The organism is Rhodococcus sp. USK10 (assembly GCF_019378875.1).
Classification (GTDB): Bacteria; Actinomycetota; Actinomycetes; order Mycobacteriales; family Mycobacteriaceae; genus Rhodococcus_F; species Rhodococcus_F pseudokoreensis.
Window position 1 is genome coordinate 6,974,799 of sequence record NZ_CP076048.1, and the last position, 16,618, is coordinate 6,991,416.

The 16,618-nt window shown below is 66.0% G+C and carries 15 protein-coding genes; 10 read left to right on the top strand and 5 right to left on the bottom strand.

Going from position 1 to position 16,618, the window contains the following annotated elements; genetic code table 11:
- Positions 1–65: 65 nt before the first annotated feature.
- From I1A62_RS38955 to I1A62_RS38975, 5 genes are read left to right on the top strand one after another with little or no spacing between them, the layout of a single operon-like run.
- Positions 66–2,222, top strand: a complete 2,157-nt coding sequence (locus I1A62_RS38955) for an alginate lyase family protein (protein WP_257890657.1) — start codon at positions 66–68, stop codon at positions 2,220–2,222.
- A 23-nt stretch (positions 2,223–2,245) separates the two neighbouring features.
- Positions 2,246–3,616 (top strand): nucleotide sugar dehydrogenase, encoded by a 1,371-nt coding sequence (locus I1A62_RS38960; RefSeq protein WP_257890658.1) that lies wholly within the window; start codon positions 2,246–2,248, stop codon positions 3,614–3,616.
- A gap of 2 nt (positions 3,617–3,618) precedes the next feature.
- Positions 3,619–4,647, top strand: a complete 1,029-nt coding sequence (locus I1A62_RS38965; RefSeq protein ID WP_219457600.1) for a glycosyltransferase family A protein — start codon at positions 3,619–3,621, stop codon at positions 4,645–4,647.
- Positions 4,648–4,703: 56 nt separating this feature from the next.
- Positions 4,704–6,230 carry an oligosaccharide flippase family protein gene (locus I1A62_RS38970; RefSeq protein WP_257890659.1) on the top strand — a complete coding sequence of 509 codons (1,527 nt, stop codon included), beginning with the start codon at positions 4,704–4,706 and terminating at the stop codon, positions 6,228–6,230.
- 42 nt (positions 6,231–6,272) lie between these two features.
- Positions 6,273–6,779 carry a YdcF family protein gene (locus I1A62_RS38975; RefSeq protein WP_257890660.1) on the top strand — a complete coding sequence of 169 codons (507 nt, stop codon included), beginning with the start codon at positions 6,273–6,275 and terminating at the stop codon, positions 6,777–6,779.
- Here I1A62_RS38975 and I1A62_RS38980 read toward each other — a convergent pair.
- On the bottom strand, positions 6,734–7,903 hold the full coding sequence (locus I1A62_RS38980; RefSeq protein WP_219461682.1) for a transferase: 1,170 nt from the start codon (positions 7,901–7,903) through the stop codon (positions 6,734–6,736). The genes I1A62_RS38975 and I1A62_RS38980 overlap by 46 nt on opposite strands.
- Positions 7,904–7,965: 62 nt before the next feature.
- On the opposite strand from I1A62_RS38980, the gene I1A62_RS38985 reads away from it, so the two are divergent.
- On the top strand, positions 7,966–8,532 hold the full coding sequence (locus I1A62_RS38985) for a dTDP-4-dehydrorhamnose 3,5-epimerase family protein (RefSeq protein WP_219457602.1): 567 nt from the start codon (positions 7,966–7,968) through the stop codon (positions 8,530–8,532).
- A 19-nt stretch (positions 8,533–8,551) separates the two neighbouring features.
- Here the strand turns inward: I1A62_RS38985 and I1A62_RS38990 are convergent, their stop codons facing one another.
- The 4 genes from I1A62_RS38990 to I1A62_RS39005 are packed head-to-tail and all read right to left on the bottom strand — an operon-like array spanning position 8,552 to position 12,292.
- Entirely contained in the window at positions 8,552–9,592 is a 1,041-nt protein-coding gene (locus tag I1A62_RS38990; protein WP_219457603.1) for an NAD(P)-dependent oxidoreductase, read from the bottom strand.
- Position 9,593: 1 nt separating this feature from the next.
- The gene (locus I1A62_RS38995) at positions 9,594–10,244 is read right to left on the bottom strand and encodes a PIG-L deacetylase family protein (RefSeq protein ID WP_219457606.1); all 651 of its coding nucleotides are present in this window, start codon (positions 10,242–10,244) and stop codon (positions 9,594–9,596) included.
- Positions 10,245–10,247: 3 nt separating this feature from the next.
- Positions 10,248–11,036 (bottom strand): glucose-1-phosphate cytidylyltransferase, encoded by a 789-nt coding sequence (locus I1A62_RS39000; RefSeq protein WP_219457607.1) that lies wholly within the window; start codon positions 11,034–11,036, stop codon positions 10,248–10,250.
- A complete protein-coding gene (locus tag I1A62_RS39005; RefSeq protein WP_219457608.1) occupies positions 11,033–12,292 on the bottom strand; it encodes a class I SAM-dependent methyltransferase in 1,260 nt (419 codons plus the stop codon). The genes I1A62_RS39000 and I1A62_RS39005 overlap by 4 nt, the downstream gene beginning before the upstream one ends.
- Before the next feature lie 346 nt (positions 12,293–12,638).
- Between I1A62_RS39005 and I1A62_RS39010 the strand changes: the two genes are divergently transcribed.
- From I1A62_RS39010 to I1A62_RS39025, 4 genes are all read left to right on the top strand, one after another.
- Positions 12,639–13,103: a GyrI-like domain-containing protein gene (locus tag I1A62_RS39010; protein WP_124389324.1), complete on the top strand. Its 465-nt coding sequence runs from the start codon at positions 12,639–12,641 to the stop codon at positions 13,101–13,103.
- Positions 13,100–13,525: a hypothetical protein gene (locus I1A62_RS39015; protein WP_206005875.1), complete on the top strand. Its 426-nt coding sequence runs from the start codon at positions 13,100–13,102 to the stop codon at positions 13,523–13,525. Before I1A62_RS39010 ends, I1A62_RS39015 begins: the two co-directional genes overlap by 4 nt.
- Before the next feature lie 192 nt (positions 13,526–13,717).
- Entirely contained in the window at positions 13,718–14,494 is a 777-nt protein-coding gene (locus I1A62_RS39020) for a hypothetical protein (RefSeq protein WP_219457610.1), read from the top strand.
- Positions 14,491–16,614: an Rv1355c family protein gene (locus I1A62_RS39025; RefSeq protein WP_219457612.1), complete on the top strand. Its 2,124-nt coding sequence runs from the start codon at positions 14,491–14,493 to the stop codon at positions 16,612–16,614. Before I1A62_RS39020 ends, I1A62_RS39025 begins: the two co-directional genes overlap by 4 nt.
- Positions 16,615–16,618 lie beyond the last annotated feature (4 nt).

Sequence of the window (16,618 nt, forward strand, 5' to 3'; positions counted from 1 at the left end):
TTGACACGCCCGACGGCACCTTGTCACGTGCCGCACGAGGTTCTCGTATTCGCAAGGAGGACGCCGTGAGTCAACTCCTCTGGCGCGTGCGCCGATTGCAGACGATGGGACCGCGCGAGGTGGCGTGGCGTGCGAGTCGGGCCGGCCGGAGCCTGCTTCCGCTCAGCGGGCGCGGCGAGACGACCGACTCCGAGTTGCTGGGGACGCCGGAACCGGACTGGGACGCCGCATTGGCGAGATTCCGGGAATGCGTCGGCCGGCCGACACTTCTGGACCGCGACCGGGCCGTCGACATCGCCCGTGCACATCCGGCCGCGGTCGGGCAGGTGATCGCGGCCGCCGAGCGTGTGGCCTGCGGGCGATTCTCGTACTTCGGTCACCCCGAAGTGACGCTGCCGGAGCCGATCGACTGGCATTACGACCCGCTTTCGAAAGTGGGCTGGCCTGTCGTGCCCGCATCCCGAATCAACCACCGCACGGCGGACGGTGATCCGAAGTGGATCTGGGAGCTCAATCGACTCCAGCATCTGCCCTGGCTCGCCGAGGCGTGGTTGTTCACCGGTGAGGAGCGATTCAGTGACGCGGCGTTTCGTCAACTCGACTCGTGGATCGAGAAGAATCCGCCGGGCCTCGGCATCGGATGGCGTGGTGCATTCGAGGCGGGCGTGCGTTCGGTCTCGATCGCGGTGGCACTACAGGGGCTGCGGGATTCGCCGGGGTTGACGACCACGAGGTTCCGGGCTGTCGTCCGTCTGCTCGCCGAGTCTGCTCGTCGCTGCTGGGACGAGCGTTCGCAGTTCAGCTCGGCCAACAACCACCTCGTCGGGGAAATGGCCGGCGTCGCCGCAGTGGCGATTCTTCTGCCGGAGCTGGCCCGCGCCGCGTCCTGGGAGAAGGACGCGATCCGTGTGCTGTCCGCCGAGGCGGCCCGGCAGATCTTGCCCGACGGCGCAGGCGCCGAGCAGTCGGTGGGATACCAGATCTTCACGTCGGAACTGCTGCTCACCGTGGCCGCATTGCTGACGCTTCGTGACGGTCGACCACCGCCGGAGTTGATCGCCGCCGTCGACCGGAGCGCGGACTTCATCGCAGCACTCGTCGGTGATCGTGACCCGGCGCCACGCTACGGAGACGACGACGAGGGTTTCGCGCTCCGGCTCGGCGCCGAGCCGGTGCGCACGGTCCGAGATCATCTCGGCACGGTCGCCGCGGTGACCCGCAACGCGTCGGCACGTCGGGTGGGCGGCACGACGCTGTCGGCGGCCTGGATGAACTACGCTCGCACAGAACCTGTTTCCGGATCGGAGGCCGTCCCAGAACCCGGTCCTCGCAGCTTCTTCGCTCCGGACGGCGGCCTGGTGGTGCTGCGCGCCGGATCGCGGCGGCTGACTATGGACGTCGGCCCGCTGGGATACCTCTCGCTCGCCGCACACGGGCACGCCGACGCCCTCGCAGTGACGTTGAGCATCGACGGTGAGGACGTCATCGGCGATCCCGGCACCGGCAGCTACTACAGGCACCCGGACTGGCGCGCTGCTCATCGGGGCACTCGCGCTCACGCGACCCTGTGTGTCGACGGCCTGGACCAATCGGTCGTGGGCGGGCCGTTTCTGTGGACGGAGCATGCCCGCGTACGGGTGCGGTCGGTCGACCTCGAGCGCGGTGTCGTCGATGCCGAACACAGCGGCTACGGGAGGCTCTCGAAGCCGGTGGTGCATCGGAGGTGGCTCATCGCGCCGCCGGATCGGAACAGCGTAGTGGTGGTCGACCTGATCGCAGGCCGCGGTCGCCACGAGGTGCGCACGGCGTGGCCGCTGGCCCCGTCGCTGGACGTCACAGCGGTCGGATCGGGCCACGTGGCCTGTCGTGGTGGGGAACCGATCTTCCAACTGGTCCACGCCGCCAGCAGTGCGCTGGCCCCGTACGAGATACGAGGCGACACCCAACTCGGTCTCGGATGGTGGTCGCGCCGGCTGGAATCGCGAGAGCCGTCGTGGTTGGTCGGTGGGTACTGCACGGGCGACGTCCCGGTCGTGGTCGCCACTGTGCTCAACCCGCTGGATGAGCGCCTCGTGTGGGCGGAAGACCTCACCGTTGCGGTTCGCGACGGGTGTCTCGTCGCGAGTTGGCGGGACAGGGCCGCCGAGAATCGGATAACAATCAACTGCCCGTTCGGAACCAAGGGCAAAAACGGGGACGTAGTATGGAAGATGCACCACTAGCAAACCTCAAGAACCCTACTGGTTTGGCGGTTGTCATGAGCGCGACCGAAGTATACGTACGTCCATCTCAGCGGATGACCCTGAGTGTCTTCGGGCTGGGTTATGTCGGATGTGTTTCGGCGGCATGCCTGGCATCCCGGGGTTTCCCCGTGGTCGGGGTCGACGTCAATTCCTCGAAGATCGAATTCCTGCGCCGGGGCCAGACCCCGGTCTTCGAAGAGCGGATCGGTCAGCTGATCGCCGAGGTCGTGGAATCAGGCTTGCTCACCGTCAGTGACGACCCCGCCCGCGCCGTCCTCGACAGCGACGTCACGATGGTCTGTGTCGGCACCCCGTCCGCGCCGGGGGGAGGACTGGCCACCCGCTATCTCGAACGTGCAACCGACGAGATCGGCGCCGCCCTGGCCACCAAGGACAGTTTCCACGTCGTCGTCTACCGCAGCACCATGGTCCCGGGTACCTGCGAGGAGATACTCGTCCCGCGCCTGGAACGCGCATCGGGCAAGCGGGTGGGAATCGACTTCGGCGTCTGCGTCAACCCCGAGTTCCTGCGCGAAGGCAGCAGTGTGCGCGACTTCCTCAATCCGCCCAAGACGGTGGTCGGGGAAAGCGACGAACGCAGCGGGCGGCAGGTCATGGGTCTGTACGACGGGCTCGGTGGACCGCGGTTCCGCGTTCCGATCCCGGTCGCCGAGATGGTCAAGTACGTCGACAACAGTTTCCACGCCCTGAAAGTGGGGTTCGGCAACGAAATCGGAGCCATCTGCGCATCTCTGGGACTCGACTCACACGCCGTGATGGACATCTTCCTCGCTGACACGAAACTGAATCTCAGTGCCGCCTATCTGCGTCCGGGATTCGCGTTCGGCGGGTCGTGTCTGCCGAAGGACGTGCGCGCGCTGATGCATACCGCGCGAGTCCATGACGTCGAAGTGCCGGTGCTGGCGAACGTGCTGGTGTCGAACGAGATGCACCTGCGGCGGGCCGTGGACCAGGTGATCGCATTGGGCAAGCGCAGGATCGGCATCTTCGGTCTGTCGTTCAAACCCGGCACGGACGATCTACGTGAGAGCCCGATGGTCGAACTGGCCGAGAGGCTCATCGGCAAGGGCTACGACGTCAAGATCTGCGATGCCAATGTCGCACTGTCCAGGCTGTTGGGCGCGAACCGCGACTTCATCGAGGAACTGCTGCCGCACATCGGTGAGGTTCTCACCGATGACATCGACGCCGTCCTCGATCACTCGGAGGTGCTCATCGCGGGGTCCAGGGAGCCCGCCGTGGTGGCGGCGGTCAACCGGGCGGGCGCGCAGCATACGGTCGTCGACCTCGTCCGGCTCCCGGGGGCCGAAGAGCGGCGCCGGCACGAAGGTTATGTGGGTCTGGGGTGGTAGCGGTGAGCGAATCGCGGCCCCTCCCTGCCTTCAGCTTTCTGACCACCGCCTACCGGACCGAGCAGTATCTGGCGCAGACGATCGAGTCGGTGCGCGGCCAGACCCGTACCGACTGGGAGTTGATCGTTGTCGACAACGGGCACTCCGACGAGATCGCGGCGATAGTCCGCTCGTACGCATCGGATCATCGAATCAGACTGGTACGACAGGAGAATCGCGGATACGAGGGAGGCGTGACGGCTGCGGCCGCGCTGGCCCGCGGACAGTACTTCTGCGTGCTCGACAGCGACGATCTGCTGATGCCGGACTTTTGCGCGCGGACGGGGGCGGTACTCGCCGCCGACCGGGCTGTCGACGCGGTCGGCTGTGATGCCTTCCTGTTCGACGACCACGGTGGCACACACAAGGGATACCTACGCTCTATCGGCGTCCGGACACGACCGCACCCAGGGCACCCCCTGACGCTGACCGAGATGCTCGCGGGGTACATCCCCTACTACACGGGCGCGGTTCGGAGCGAGGCGTGGAACGCTGTATACGGATACGAGCATGCGACACACGAAGTCGAGGCGGACGTGGTCATGTGGCTGACGCTCGTCAACTCCGGATTCGATGTGCGAATGCTCCCCGAGCGCCTTGCACGCTGCCGTGTCCGGAAGGACTCGGTATCGCGCGACCCTGCCGGGGTCGAGGCGTTCGAAAGGCGCATCCAACGGTCGTTCCAGGCGGTGGCCCACTCCACGAGCCGGCCCGAGGACCTGGACGCGCTACACACGAACTTACGGCGGTTGCGGTACCGCCAGGCGATGCGGCGGGCCCGATGGTCGCTACTCGACGGGAACCCGGCTGCGGCGCGTGTCGAGGCGAAAGCGGCGTTCGCGCAGCGGCACACGGTCCGCGCCGCCTTGGTAACCTGCTCCCTGGCGCTCTTTCCCGACACGATGCGGAGGCTGCATCCGGTCAAGCACCGGGTCACCGTTGCTCTCGGACACACGATCGGTCGGCGCCGCGAGCCCGTGAGTCGGCCGTGAACGAAGGCGGCGCGGTGGGTTCGTCGACACCCGGGCGCGCGCCGGAGTCCGGTGACGTGGAATCTGCGCCGGCGCCCGAGACCACCTCGGTCGGCACACTGAGCGGCATCCTGCGCCGAGGAGCCGCAATGGCCGCGGCGGGTCTGCTGATCGTGCAGAGTGTGACGTTCGTGCAGACGTTGGTGCTGGCGCGATTGCTGAGTCCCGAGATCGTCGGCGTGTTCGCGGCGGGCACAGTGATGACCACCTTTCTGGTGGTCGTCACCCACGGTACGTTGGCCCAGGCACTCGTTCAGCGCGAGCACGACGTCGACAATGCGGCCACAACGGTGTTCTGGGTGACGCTGGGCACCGGGATCCTCATGAGCCTGGTCATGTTGGCGGCGTCTCCATTGATCGGACGGATATTCAACAGCCCGGCGGTCGGGACCGTGGCCGCTGCCATGTCGGGGTCGATGTTGTTGATCGCGATCACGTCCGTCCCGGATGCACTGATGCAGCGCCGTTTCCAGTTCAAGCGCCGGATCATCGTCGATCCCGCCGTGGGGATCACCTTTGCGGCGGGTTCGATAGTGTTCGCCGCGCTGGGGTATGGCGTCTGGTCCCTGGTGATCGGCTCGTATGCGTCTATGCTCGTCTGGATCGTCGCGAGTTGGTGGCTGTCCCGATGGCATCCGTTCGGTGGGCGGTTCTCGTTTCGGATCTGGCGCGAGATGGCGGTCTTCTCCTTTCCGCTACTACTGGACGGCGCAGCCGCACGGGCACAGGAGGTCGTCGAGTTGACGATCATCGGTCGCGGGTTGAGCGAGGCTGCGCTCGGCAACTACCGCTACGGCCGCAGGATCGCGTTGCTCCCCGGCATGGCGATCGTCCAGGTCTGCTCGTACGTGCTGTTTCCCGCCTTCGCCCGTATCTCCGCCGACTCTCAGCGGTTCAAGGACGCCTTCCTGCGTGCTTTGAGCTGGATCTGGCGGGTGGCGATGCCGGCCGGGGCACTGATGGTCGCCGTCGGTGAGCCAGCCGTCGTGGTGCTGCTCGGCGAGCCCTGGCGCGGTGCCGGAGTGGCAGTGGCATCGATGTCGGGCTTCGGACTCGGCGTGGCGATGAACTCGGTCAGCGCGGAGGCGATGAAGGGCGCCGGCCGATCCAGCCGTATGAATTGGATGACCGCAGCGGGCTTGCTGACCGGGGTCCCGTTGCTGCTGCTGTTGCTACCTCTCGGGCTCGCCGGTGTCGGTCTCGCGGTTTCGGGGGCGGCGATCGTCGTGGGGATCACCGGGCTCGGACTCGCACGCTCGGTGGTCAAGGCATCGGGCGGTGAGATAGCCCGGGTGATGGCCCCACCGGTGATCGCCTCGCTTGCGGCGTTCGTAGTGATCGCGCCGCTCGAACGGTACGTGGTGCAGTCGGACCAGCGGTCGATCGCAGTCGGACTCGCGGCGATCGCCCTGGAGTGTGTCGCGTTTCTGATCGCCTACCTGCTGACCCTTCGGCTGGTCGCACCGTCCGTCTTCGCGGAGATACGGGAGGCCGTCCGCTCGGTCGCCGGCCGCGTCGCACGAGCCGTGGGAGGGGAACGCTAGGTGCGCCGGACGGCTCGATGGTTGCGCTGGACGGTCATCTGCGTGGTTGCGGCCGTTCTCGGCGCGACGGCAGCGTGTGTGCCGACATATGTCGAACCCCAACTCGACGAGCTGCACCGAGCCGATGCGCTCCTCGTCCTCGGCGGCCCCGGACACGAGCGGTATACGTACGGACTCGACCTCGCGCTCGAGGGGCTCGCCGGGAATGTGGTGCTGTCCGATCCGAGCGGTGGATCCGACAAGTGGCTCGCTCGACTTTGCGGGGCGCAGTTCGCGTTTGCCCTTGTCTGCTTCGATCCCGACCCCGCGACCACCGCCGGGGAAGCGAAGGCGTTCCGCGATCTCGCGACCGCCGGCGGTTGGAACAGCGTCATCGTGGTCACGTTCACACCACACGTGTCACGGGCTCGGTACATCATTCAACGCTGCTTCGGCGGGGACGTCATGATGGCGGCCAGCCCGGCCGACATCTCGACCGCCGACTGGGTGTGGCAGAGCGGCTATCAGACGGCGGGGTATGTGCGGAGCTTGTTCCAGCCAGGCTGCTGACCTCCATGAGCAAGTGCGTGATCGGCGTCCGGCCGGTCCCCGCCGGCAATGTCCACCACCCATTTGCCGGCCAACCCCGGAAGCTGCGACTGCACCTCCGGGAGCAGGTCGGCGATTGTCAGCAGCACCACGTCGGGGTCGTCCGCGAGCAGCTGCGCAGGGGAGATGATCGGGACGTCGGTGCCGGGCATCCGGCGGCCCTGTTTCGCGGGGGACGCGTCGGCTACCGCGCACAACACGCGATGGTCGACTCCCGCCCGGCTGAACAGGGCCACCGCCCGAGACGCCGCGCCGTATGCGTAGACCCGTTGTCCGCGACCGGCCATCGTGGCGAGCCAGGAATGCAGCGCACCGGCGTGACCGTCCGCAGCCTGCTGCAGGGTCCGGAGTGTTCGCGGCTCGCACACTCCCAGGGCGTTTTCAGCCGCAAGGATCTTGCGGACGGTGTGCGATGTGTCCGAGCGGACTCCGTGCCGCGCGGCAATCAGGACGGTGCCGCCGTAGAGGTCGAACTCCCACGCGTGCGACACGCTCATCCCCACGTCCGTGAGCATCCGCTGCAGCGCGGTCAACGAGTAGTACGCATAGTGACCGTGCCGCAGCGCGTTCCACTGGCGATGTGTGACTATCGCAGCGAGAGAGTGGAATTGGAGCAGAAGGACACCGTCACTTGCCGTCGCGTTCACTCGTTCCCGCAGTGCCGACCGCTGGCAGGCCTCGTGCATGAGGCCGAAGCAGTCGAGAACGACGGAGGCAGGTCTCCCCGGGGGCGGCGGGCAGAATCCGCGCGCCGCGAGCAGTCCGAGCCAGCTACCGCCGTGCGGGCTGCCGAACTCGAGTACGGTGTCACCGTCGAGGAAACCCGACACCGCCACCGTCCGAACGGCGTCGGCAGCCTGCTTCCGCAACGCCAGCGGCTCGACGCCGTGCGGCTCCTCGGGCGTCGTGTCGTCCGCCGCGAGTTGCGCGAGGCCGCACCGCCGGCACAACTCCATTGCCAGCGGATGCGCCGACTCGCACGAGTCGATCGCCGACCACTCCGGCGGGAAATGGTCCGCAGCAGGCGTGCACCCGAGGTCGAGCACCCGCACCGTGTCGGATCCGGCACATCCGCGGCAGATCATCGTGGCCACCCTGACTTCCGGAAATGCCGGACCCGCCCACGGCGATGCGGCACGATGGTGATGTGCGCGTCGAAGACACGGAACTCGAGGACGTCCTGCTCTTCACTCCCGAGCCGTTTCGGGACGGGCGGGGACTCTTCACGCGGACGTTCGATGCGCAGATCTTCGACGACGCCGTCGCGCGCCGGTCGTGCTCGGGCCGGCCGGTCCGTGCCGCGGACTTCGTGCAGGACTCGCAGTCGCGATCGGTGCGCGGCGTGATCCGCGGTATGCACTGCAGATCGGGAGAGGGCGAGGCCAAGCTCGTGCGTTGCGCGCGGGGAGCGATATACGACGTGCTCGTGGACGTGCGGCAGACGTCGACGACCTTCGGCCGGAAGCAGGCGTTCAGGCTCGACGACGTCAGCTTCTCGCATCTGTTCGTGCCACCGGGATTCCTTCACGGTTTCCAGGCAATCACCGACTGCGACGTCTGTTACCGGATCGACCGCGGCCACGATCCCACCGAAGATCTCGCCGTGGCCTACGACGATCCCAGCCTGGGGATCGAGTGGCCACTCCCGGTGTCCGCTGTGAGCCCACGCGATGCCTCGGCGGGAAGCTGGGAGACCCTGCTGCGGTGTCTCTGACGACCGCGAGATGCCGATGTCAGCCATGTCCGGCCCCGACACGGAGAAACCTGAGTGACTCGTCGAGCACGCCCGAGGCCCGCAGCGTCTGCAAGTGAGCCAATCGGGTGAATCGCGTGGTGAACAGTTCCTCGGTGAGCCCCCACCGCATGTAGTTCTCGTACAGTTCGACCGCGCCGTCGGCGACGGTCCACTGCGGTGTGTATCCGTCGAGCGCCGTCCGGATCGCGCTGAAGTCGACTCGATACGACCGCGGATCCGGGCCCGTCTCGCCGGTGACAGCGACCGTCGAGTCGGGCACGGCCGCCGCGGCGGCTTCCGCGATCTGCGCCACGGTGACGTTGTTGGTCTCCGTGCCCACGTTGTAGGCGCGGCAGTGAACAGCGTCCACAGGCGCGACGAGTGCGGCGCAGAATGCAGTGGCGATGTCGCGGGCATGTACGAGCGGACGCCATGGCGTGCCGTCCGACAGCACCCGCACAGTGCCGGTGAGCATCGCGACGCCGACGAGGTTGTTGAGAACGATGTCGGCGCGAAGACAGGGCGAGAACCCGAACGCCGTCGCGTTTCGCAGAAACACCGGCGAGAACCCCGAGTCGGCGAGGGCAGCCACGTCTTCCTCTACCCGCACCTTGCTCTCCGCGTACGGCGTGAGCGGGCGCAGGGGAGCGTCCTCCGTCACGAGTTCGTCGCCTGCCGAGCCGTACACCGAGCACGTCGATGCGTACAGGAAGCGTTGTACTCCGGCATCTTTCGCAAGTCGAGCGAGGCGTACCGACGCGTGATGGTTGATGGCGTAGGTGATTTCGGGGGCGAGCGAACCCAGCGGGTCGTTCGACAGCGCGGCGAGATGGATCACCGCGTCGAATCCGAGGAGATGCGACTGCTGCACATCGCGCAGGTCGACATCGATCGACGGGACGTCCGCCGGAGCGGGACCGAGAATGCAGCCGGCGAACAGTCCCGAGTCGAGCCCGACCACGTCGTGACCGGCGCCGAGCAGACACGAAGCCATCACCGTGCCCAGGTAGCCACGGTGTCCGGTGAGGAGTACTCGCATGTCAGGTCCTTCCGAATCGGATGGCCGCCTTCTCGAGAACGAAGGCCTCGGCGTGCAGTCGCCGGCACTGGACACCCCGTAGCCGGGTGAGACCGAGGAAAGCTTCCTGGTCGAACCAGTCGCGGTCGATCTGGGACGGGTAGTGCTTCAGGAGAACCCGGGCTTTTTCCTCCGCCACCGCTCGTATCAGGGGATGGAAGACGGTGGGTTGGGGGGTGTCCGCCTCCCACTTGAGGATCTCGTATCCCAACACGAGATGGTCCCGAAACACCGTCGGCACGAGTTCGGCCAGTAACCGGTGATCCTGGTGTGCGTCGCCGCGGTGCGGTGCGAACACGATGTCGGGCTCGCACCGTCGCCGGAATCCCTCGAGCGCAGTCTTGATCGGCTCCCAGTATCCGGGCGCGTGGCCGTCGGGGACGTCGAGGACATCGAGTTCGAGGTCGGCGCCGGGGCACAGTGCGGTGAGCGCGTGCCGTTCCTCTATCTCTCGCCGGGAGTCGTCACCCGACAACACCAGGGCACGCACCCGGAGCCCTGGCGACATGGATGCCAGGGTCAGCAGCGTCCCGCCCATACCGATCGCGATGTCGTCGCAGTGGGCGCCGAGAACGGCGATCTCGGCGACACCTGGAGCGTGCAGGTCGAGCATGGGCTATGACACCGCCTGCGGTTGCTCCCACACCATCCACGGATGGATGCCCTTTGCGTAGTTCGCGTCGAGTTCCGCCCGCTCCTTGAACGTGTCGGCCGGCTTCCAGAAACCTTCGTGGCGGTATCCGAACAGTCGGCCCTCGCCCGCCAGGGTTTCGCAGACATCCGCGACCAGATCGCCACCCGGTGGGAGAAATTCGAAGATCTCGTCGCTGAGGACGAAATACCCGCCGTTCTCCCAGACCGGTAGCCGGCTGACAGGAATGATCTCTTTGACGTCGCCGTTGTCGGCCACATTCACACAGTGGAACGAGGACTGCGGCGGGACGACGAGCATCGACGCCGCGGCACCGGATTCGTGGAACTTCGCGACCACATCGTCGAGGGGAGCGTCGGTCAGGACGTCCGCGTAGTTCGCGAGGAAATGCTCGTCGCCGTCCAGGTGCTGCCGCACGCGCCGCAGTCGTTCACCGATCGCCGATTCCAGACCCGTGTCGACGAACGTGATGGACCAGTCGCTGATGTCGGAATGCAGTAGCTCGATCTTGTTGGCGTGAAGAACGAAGTCGTTGGACTCCGCTTCGCGGTAGTCGAGGAAGAACTCTTTGATGGCCTCGGCGCCGTACCCGAGACAGAGGATGAACTCCTTGTGCCCGAAATGGGCGTAGTAGTGCATCACATGCCACAGCAGCGGCCGAGGGCCGACCATCTGCATCGGCTTGGGGATGGCGTCGTTGCGGTCGTTACGCATCCGCATGCCGTAGCCGCCGCAGAACAGGACAACCTTCATGTCGTGAGCCTCCTTGCCGCGCTGTCGGGTTGAAATGTCGCGCTGTGTAGGGAGGGGAGCGGGAAGACGAGCTCACCGCCCCACTCGGTGATGTATCGCAACTGTTCGGTCAGTTCTGTTTCGAGATTCCAGGGCAGCGCGAGGACGACGTCGGGGCGATCCTTCTCGATCTGCTTCGGGTCGAGAATCGGAATCCGGGTGCCTGGCGTGAAACGACCATGCTTGTAGGGATTCCGGTCGACCGTGTATTCGAGGAGGTCGGGACGGATTCCGCAATAATTCAGCAGTGTGTTGCCCTTGCCGGGAGCGCCGTAGCCGACGACGGTCCTGTTCTGGGCTCGGCAGGCGAGAAGGAACCCGAGTAACTGTTGTCGAGTGGCTCTGGCCTTCAGTTCGAGTCGGCCGTATCCTTCGGCGTCGTGCAGGCCGGCTTCTTCCTCCTGCTTCAACACCTCGGCGACACGCTGGGTGGGCACCGCGCCTGCAGTGTCGGGACGCGCCCAGATCCGGATCGAGCCGCCGTGTGTTTCCAGTAATTCCACGTCGACGACCGAGAGGCCGGCCGTGGCGAGCGCACGCGTCGCGGAGAGGAGTGTGTAGTACTGGAAATGTTCGTGATAGACCGTGTCGAATTGCGCGAGGACGATCAGATTCAGGGCATGGTGCACCTCGATACTCAGCCTGCCGTCGTCGGCGACGAGGGTACGCAGAGCGCGAGTGAACCCGCGGAGGTCGGGGATGTGCGCGTACACGTTGTTGGCAACCACGAGGTCTGCCGGACCGTGCTCCGCGCGGACGCGCGCGGCCAGTTCCTCGTCGAGAAATGCCGTGAGAGTGGGAACTCCTCGTTCACGCGCGGCGGCACCGACGTTGTGCGAAGGTTCGATTCCGACGCAGCGGATCCCGGCGTCGACCGCGTGCTGCAGCAGGTATCCGTCGTTGCTCGCGACCTCGACGATCAACGATCCCGCGTCGAGGCCCAGTCGTGATACCGAGGAGTGGACGAATTGGCGGGCGTGCTCGACCCATGAATCCGAGTAGGACGAGTAGTAGGCATAGTCGGTGAAGGTGTCTTGCGGAGAGATCAGGGCCGGAATCTGAAGCAGCAGGCAGTCCTCGCAGATGCGTAGGTGCAGCGGATAGTTCGTCTCGGGGGCGTCCAGGCCTTGTTCGGTCAGGAAGAGTTCGCACGGCGGCGTCGCTCCCAGATCCAGGACGCTTCGCAAGCGATCGGAGTCGCACAGTCGGCAGCGCACGGGCAGTCTCCCCTCGTCACCGAGACTTGGGGCCGCTGCGTGTTAGATGCGTCACACCCAAAGTCTCGACCCGTCCAATTAACCACACTCGGAGTCGTCTTGCAAGGCTCTAAACCAACTTCAAGTATGTAAACGGTCGCAATTAGAGAATACTGTCCTTTTATTTGGCGACTTGTTGGGGCTCGGTCAAATGGGCGATTTCTCAGTCGTAGAGGTTTTCGCGACTAAGGGCGCAGACCGCGGGATTCGGAGGAGGTATGGTGATATCTCGTCCTCCAAATTAAAGGTGGGCGAACATTAATTGCCATTGCAGGCCCAATGTGCCGGTGACATCGGAGGGTGCCCGATGCCGTTCGTCATAGTCGAACGCACAGAGACGCTGGTCGCCGGACTGGCCGTCCGCAGCCCCAAGAGGGCGCTGGGGAAAGCGCGCGACAAGGACCTCGAGAAGACGTGGTCCACCCTGCTGGCGCAGAACGTGGACAAGCCTTTGGCGTCTGCCTATGTCGACCACGCTCCCGAGATCAATTCGTACTACACGCAAATCGTGGGCTACGAGTGCACTTCGCTCGATCAGGTCGGGCGCGGGCACCTGGTCTCCCGGATTCCTGCGGGAACCTATGCGAAGTTCTCCTCGGTCGGCACCTTTCCTGACCTCTTCGATGCGCTTTGGGGGCAGATTCGTGACGCGGAGGAATCGCGGCAGATTCAACGGTCGTACACTGGCGACTTCGAGTTCTATCCGCACGCTTTCGGGATCGATTTGTATGTGGCGATAGTGCCACCCGCCACGATGCAGGGGCCGCAATGAGTTTCGAGATCGTCAAGCGTGAGTCCGCCGACTTCGGGGGGCTCGTTCTGCCGCGCACGGAGCTCAGTTCGACGGCGCATTCGACCGATCTGATGAAGTTCACTCGCGAGCGCATCCAGCAGCGCGGCACCGCGGAGCTGATCACCGTATATGTTGCGGTCCCGGATCTGGGGTGGACCGCCGTGATCGGATATCGGTGTACCGACCTCGGTCAGCTCGCGGTCGGTGACGTGCTGGTGCGTGTCCCGGCCGGCTACTTCGCCAAGTTCACGCCCGACGGGCGGTCGTCCGACCCGATCGAGGACGTGTGGATTCAGGCCGAGCTGGCGGAGAAGGAAGGGCGCATCGAGCGCGCCTACGCGGAGGAGATCGAGGTCTTCCTCGCTCCGAGCAACGTCGAGCTGTTCATTTCCCTCGCTTAATTCCAGGTCGGCAATTACAGACCTGAAGTTTGTTTTCGAGCTCATTTGTGGCATCTCAGGTGACAAATCCGGTGTAAACGCGGAAAATAAGTAGCCGCGGGGCTGTGACCGGGTTCGTGTGTCCAGTTCTTGGGGTCTTTACATAACCCGTGAGTCCCCGGAATTGCCGCACCGACTCCGATGGGAAAGCCAATGCCAGTTGAACAGCTGTCGCGTCCGCAGGTCGACACACAGACGACAGACACGCTAATCGACCGAACTCTGAGCGTGTGGGATCCACGGTCGGAGTGTCGCTTCGTCGTGGCCAGGCCCTCCGAGGAGCCTGAGCTGTGGGAAGCATATCTCGAGGGGGCGGTAGCGGGCTATCGCAAGTACGGCGCCGAGAAGGCGCTCGAGTACCGCCGGATTCAGGACGGTGACAGCACCGCGATCTTCTTCGTCGCGATCGAGTCGAACGGCTCCGTCGCGGCGGGTGTTCGCGTGCAGGGACCGTACATTTCTGCTGGTCAGGCACATGCGATCACGGAATGGGCGAACGATCCCGGAGCGCCCGCCGTCCGCCGGATGATCGAGGACCGGCTGCCGTTCGGTGTCGTGGAAGCGAAGGGCGCATGGGTGTCGGGCACCGCCGCCCGGCGCGGTGAACTCGTCGGCGCACTGGGCCGCTTCGCCACCTTCTCTATGGACCTGCTCGACGTCCAGTTCATGCTCGCGACCGCCGCATCCCACGTCCTGGACACGTGGCGAACCACCGGTGGGGTAGTGGCCGACCATATTGCTCCCGTGCCCTATCCGGATGACCGGTACGAGACGCGGCTGATGTGGTGGGATCGGAGTATGCGCAGGGGCCGCGCTGAAGCCATGCAACTGGCCCAACTGTTACTCACGGCGTCCCGACCGGCACCGTCGGCAGCCACCGCGACGGGGACGGGAGGAGACGTCGTCCGGCCGATGCGGAGCGTCTCGTGAATGAAACCCACGGTGAGTACACCGCGATGCTGCTCGACGAGGGCCACTCCGGGGACGCGGCGGTACTCGACCGCCTCCGCCGCGACCCCGCGGTAGTCTTCGTCGATCGACTCGACCATCAGCGGGACGCTCTGCGTTCCCTCGTTCCCACGCCGGGCCCAGATGTACTGGACGAGGCTCCGGTGTGGGCGTACTACTCGTGGCGACGGACCGCGGTGCGTCTGCTCGGGCCCACGTCGTTCCGGCTGTTGCGGCTGGACCGGAATCGGAACAAGATCACCGCGCAGGAGCAGGAACGCCTCAGGGACGTCACCGTCGGGATCGTCGGTCTCAGCGTCGGTCACGCCGTCGCGTTGGCTCTCACGCTGGAAGGTGCGTGCGGCGGCCTGCGGCTTGCGGACTTCGACACCCTCGACCTGTCCAACCTGAACCGGGTTCCCGGCACTGTTCTGGACCTCGGCGTGAACAAGGCCGTGGTCGCCGCCCGCCGTGTCGCCGAGATCGATCCCTACGTCACTGTGACGTTATGGAAGGACGGTGTCGACGTCGAATCGGTCGCCGAATTCCTGGACGGCACGGACGTGGTGATCGACGAATGCGACTCCCTCGACGTCAAGGTGTCCCTGCGGCGGGAGGCCCGGCGCAGGGGATTGCCGGTGCTGATGGCGACCAGCGACCGGGGTCTGCTGGACGTCGAGCGTTTCGACGTCGAACCCGGTCGACCCGCTTTCCACGGCGTGATCGGTGACGTCGACGTGGAATCGCTGGCGGGTCTCGGCTCGCGGGACAAGATTCCGCTCGTATTGCAGATTCTCGACGCCGGACAGTTGTCGGCGACGATGGCGGCGTCATTGGTCGAGGTCGACGAAACCATCTCCACGTGGCCCCAGCTCGGGGGCGAGGTGCTGCTCGGTGGGGCGGAGGTCGCGGCGGCGGTGCGGCGCATCGGGCTCGGGCAGCCGCTCGCGTCGGGTCGTTTCCGGATGGATCTCGACGAGCATCTCGATGCCCTCGCCGATCCACCGCTGCCGCAACACCTGCCGGAGCAACCTGTGAACCGGGCCGCGGCCCCGCCGCAGGACGCTGTCGACGCCGTCGTCGATGCCGCGGCTCGCGCGCCTTCCGGTGGCAACGTCCAGCCGTGGACGATCGCGGCGGACGACGCGGGACTGACCATCACCCTGGCTCCGGAGCACTCGACGGCCATGGACGTCGGGTACCGCGGCAGTTGCGTCGCGGTCGGCGCTGCGTTGCACAACGCCCGGATCGCCGCGTCCGCCGCCGGGCTTCTCGGCGCCGTGACGGTCCACGACGGCGATCCAGGGATTCCCGTCGCCACTATGACGTTCGGCAGCGGGAACGAGCGGGAACTCAGCGACCGCTACGAGCACATGCTCGACCGGACCACCAACCGCAGGCTGGGCGTCCCCCGGCCGTTGGACGACGCGCAGGCCGGCCTTCTCGCGGAGGCCGCGGCTCGCGAAGGCGCCCGCCTCTGCCTGGTCACCGACCGAGACGACATCGCGGCGATCGGCGCCATTCTGGCGGAGTCGGACCGCATCCGTTTTCTCACGCCCACCCTGCACCGCGAGATGATCGGCGAGTTGCGGTGGCCACCCCGGGATTCGGTCGACACCGGCATCGACGTGCGCGCGCTGGAACTCGACTCGGCGGAACTGTCGACGCTCGCGCTGTTGCGCAGACCCGAGGTCATGGAACGACTCGGCGCACAGGATGCGGGCCGGGCGCTGGGCAAATCCACCGCGGACCGCATCGCCTCGAGCTCGGCTGTCGCGGTCATCGCGATTCCGGGCAGCACCTCACGGGACTATGTGCGCGGCGGTGAGGCGACCGAAAGCGTGTGGATCCACGCGCAGGCGCTCGGCCTCGCCGTCCAGCCGATTTCGCCGGTGTTTCTCTACGGTGTGGAAAGTGCCGAACTCGAACAACTCTCACCGCGGTATGCGGCACCATTGGAGAGGCTGCGGGAAGAATTGTTCGACGTCGTCGGAGCGAAGGCAGGTGAGGCGCTCGCCATGGTGTTACGGCTCAGCCATGCGCCGGGCCCGTCGGTTCGGAGCGAGCGCCGCGCCGACCGGGTGCGAAGGCGGATATCGTAACGAC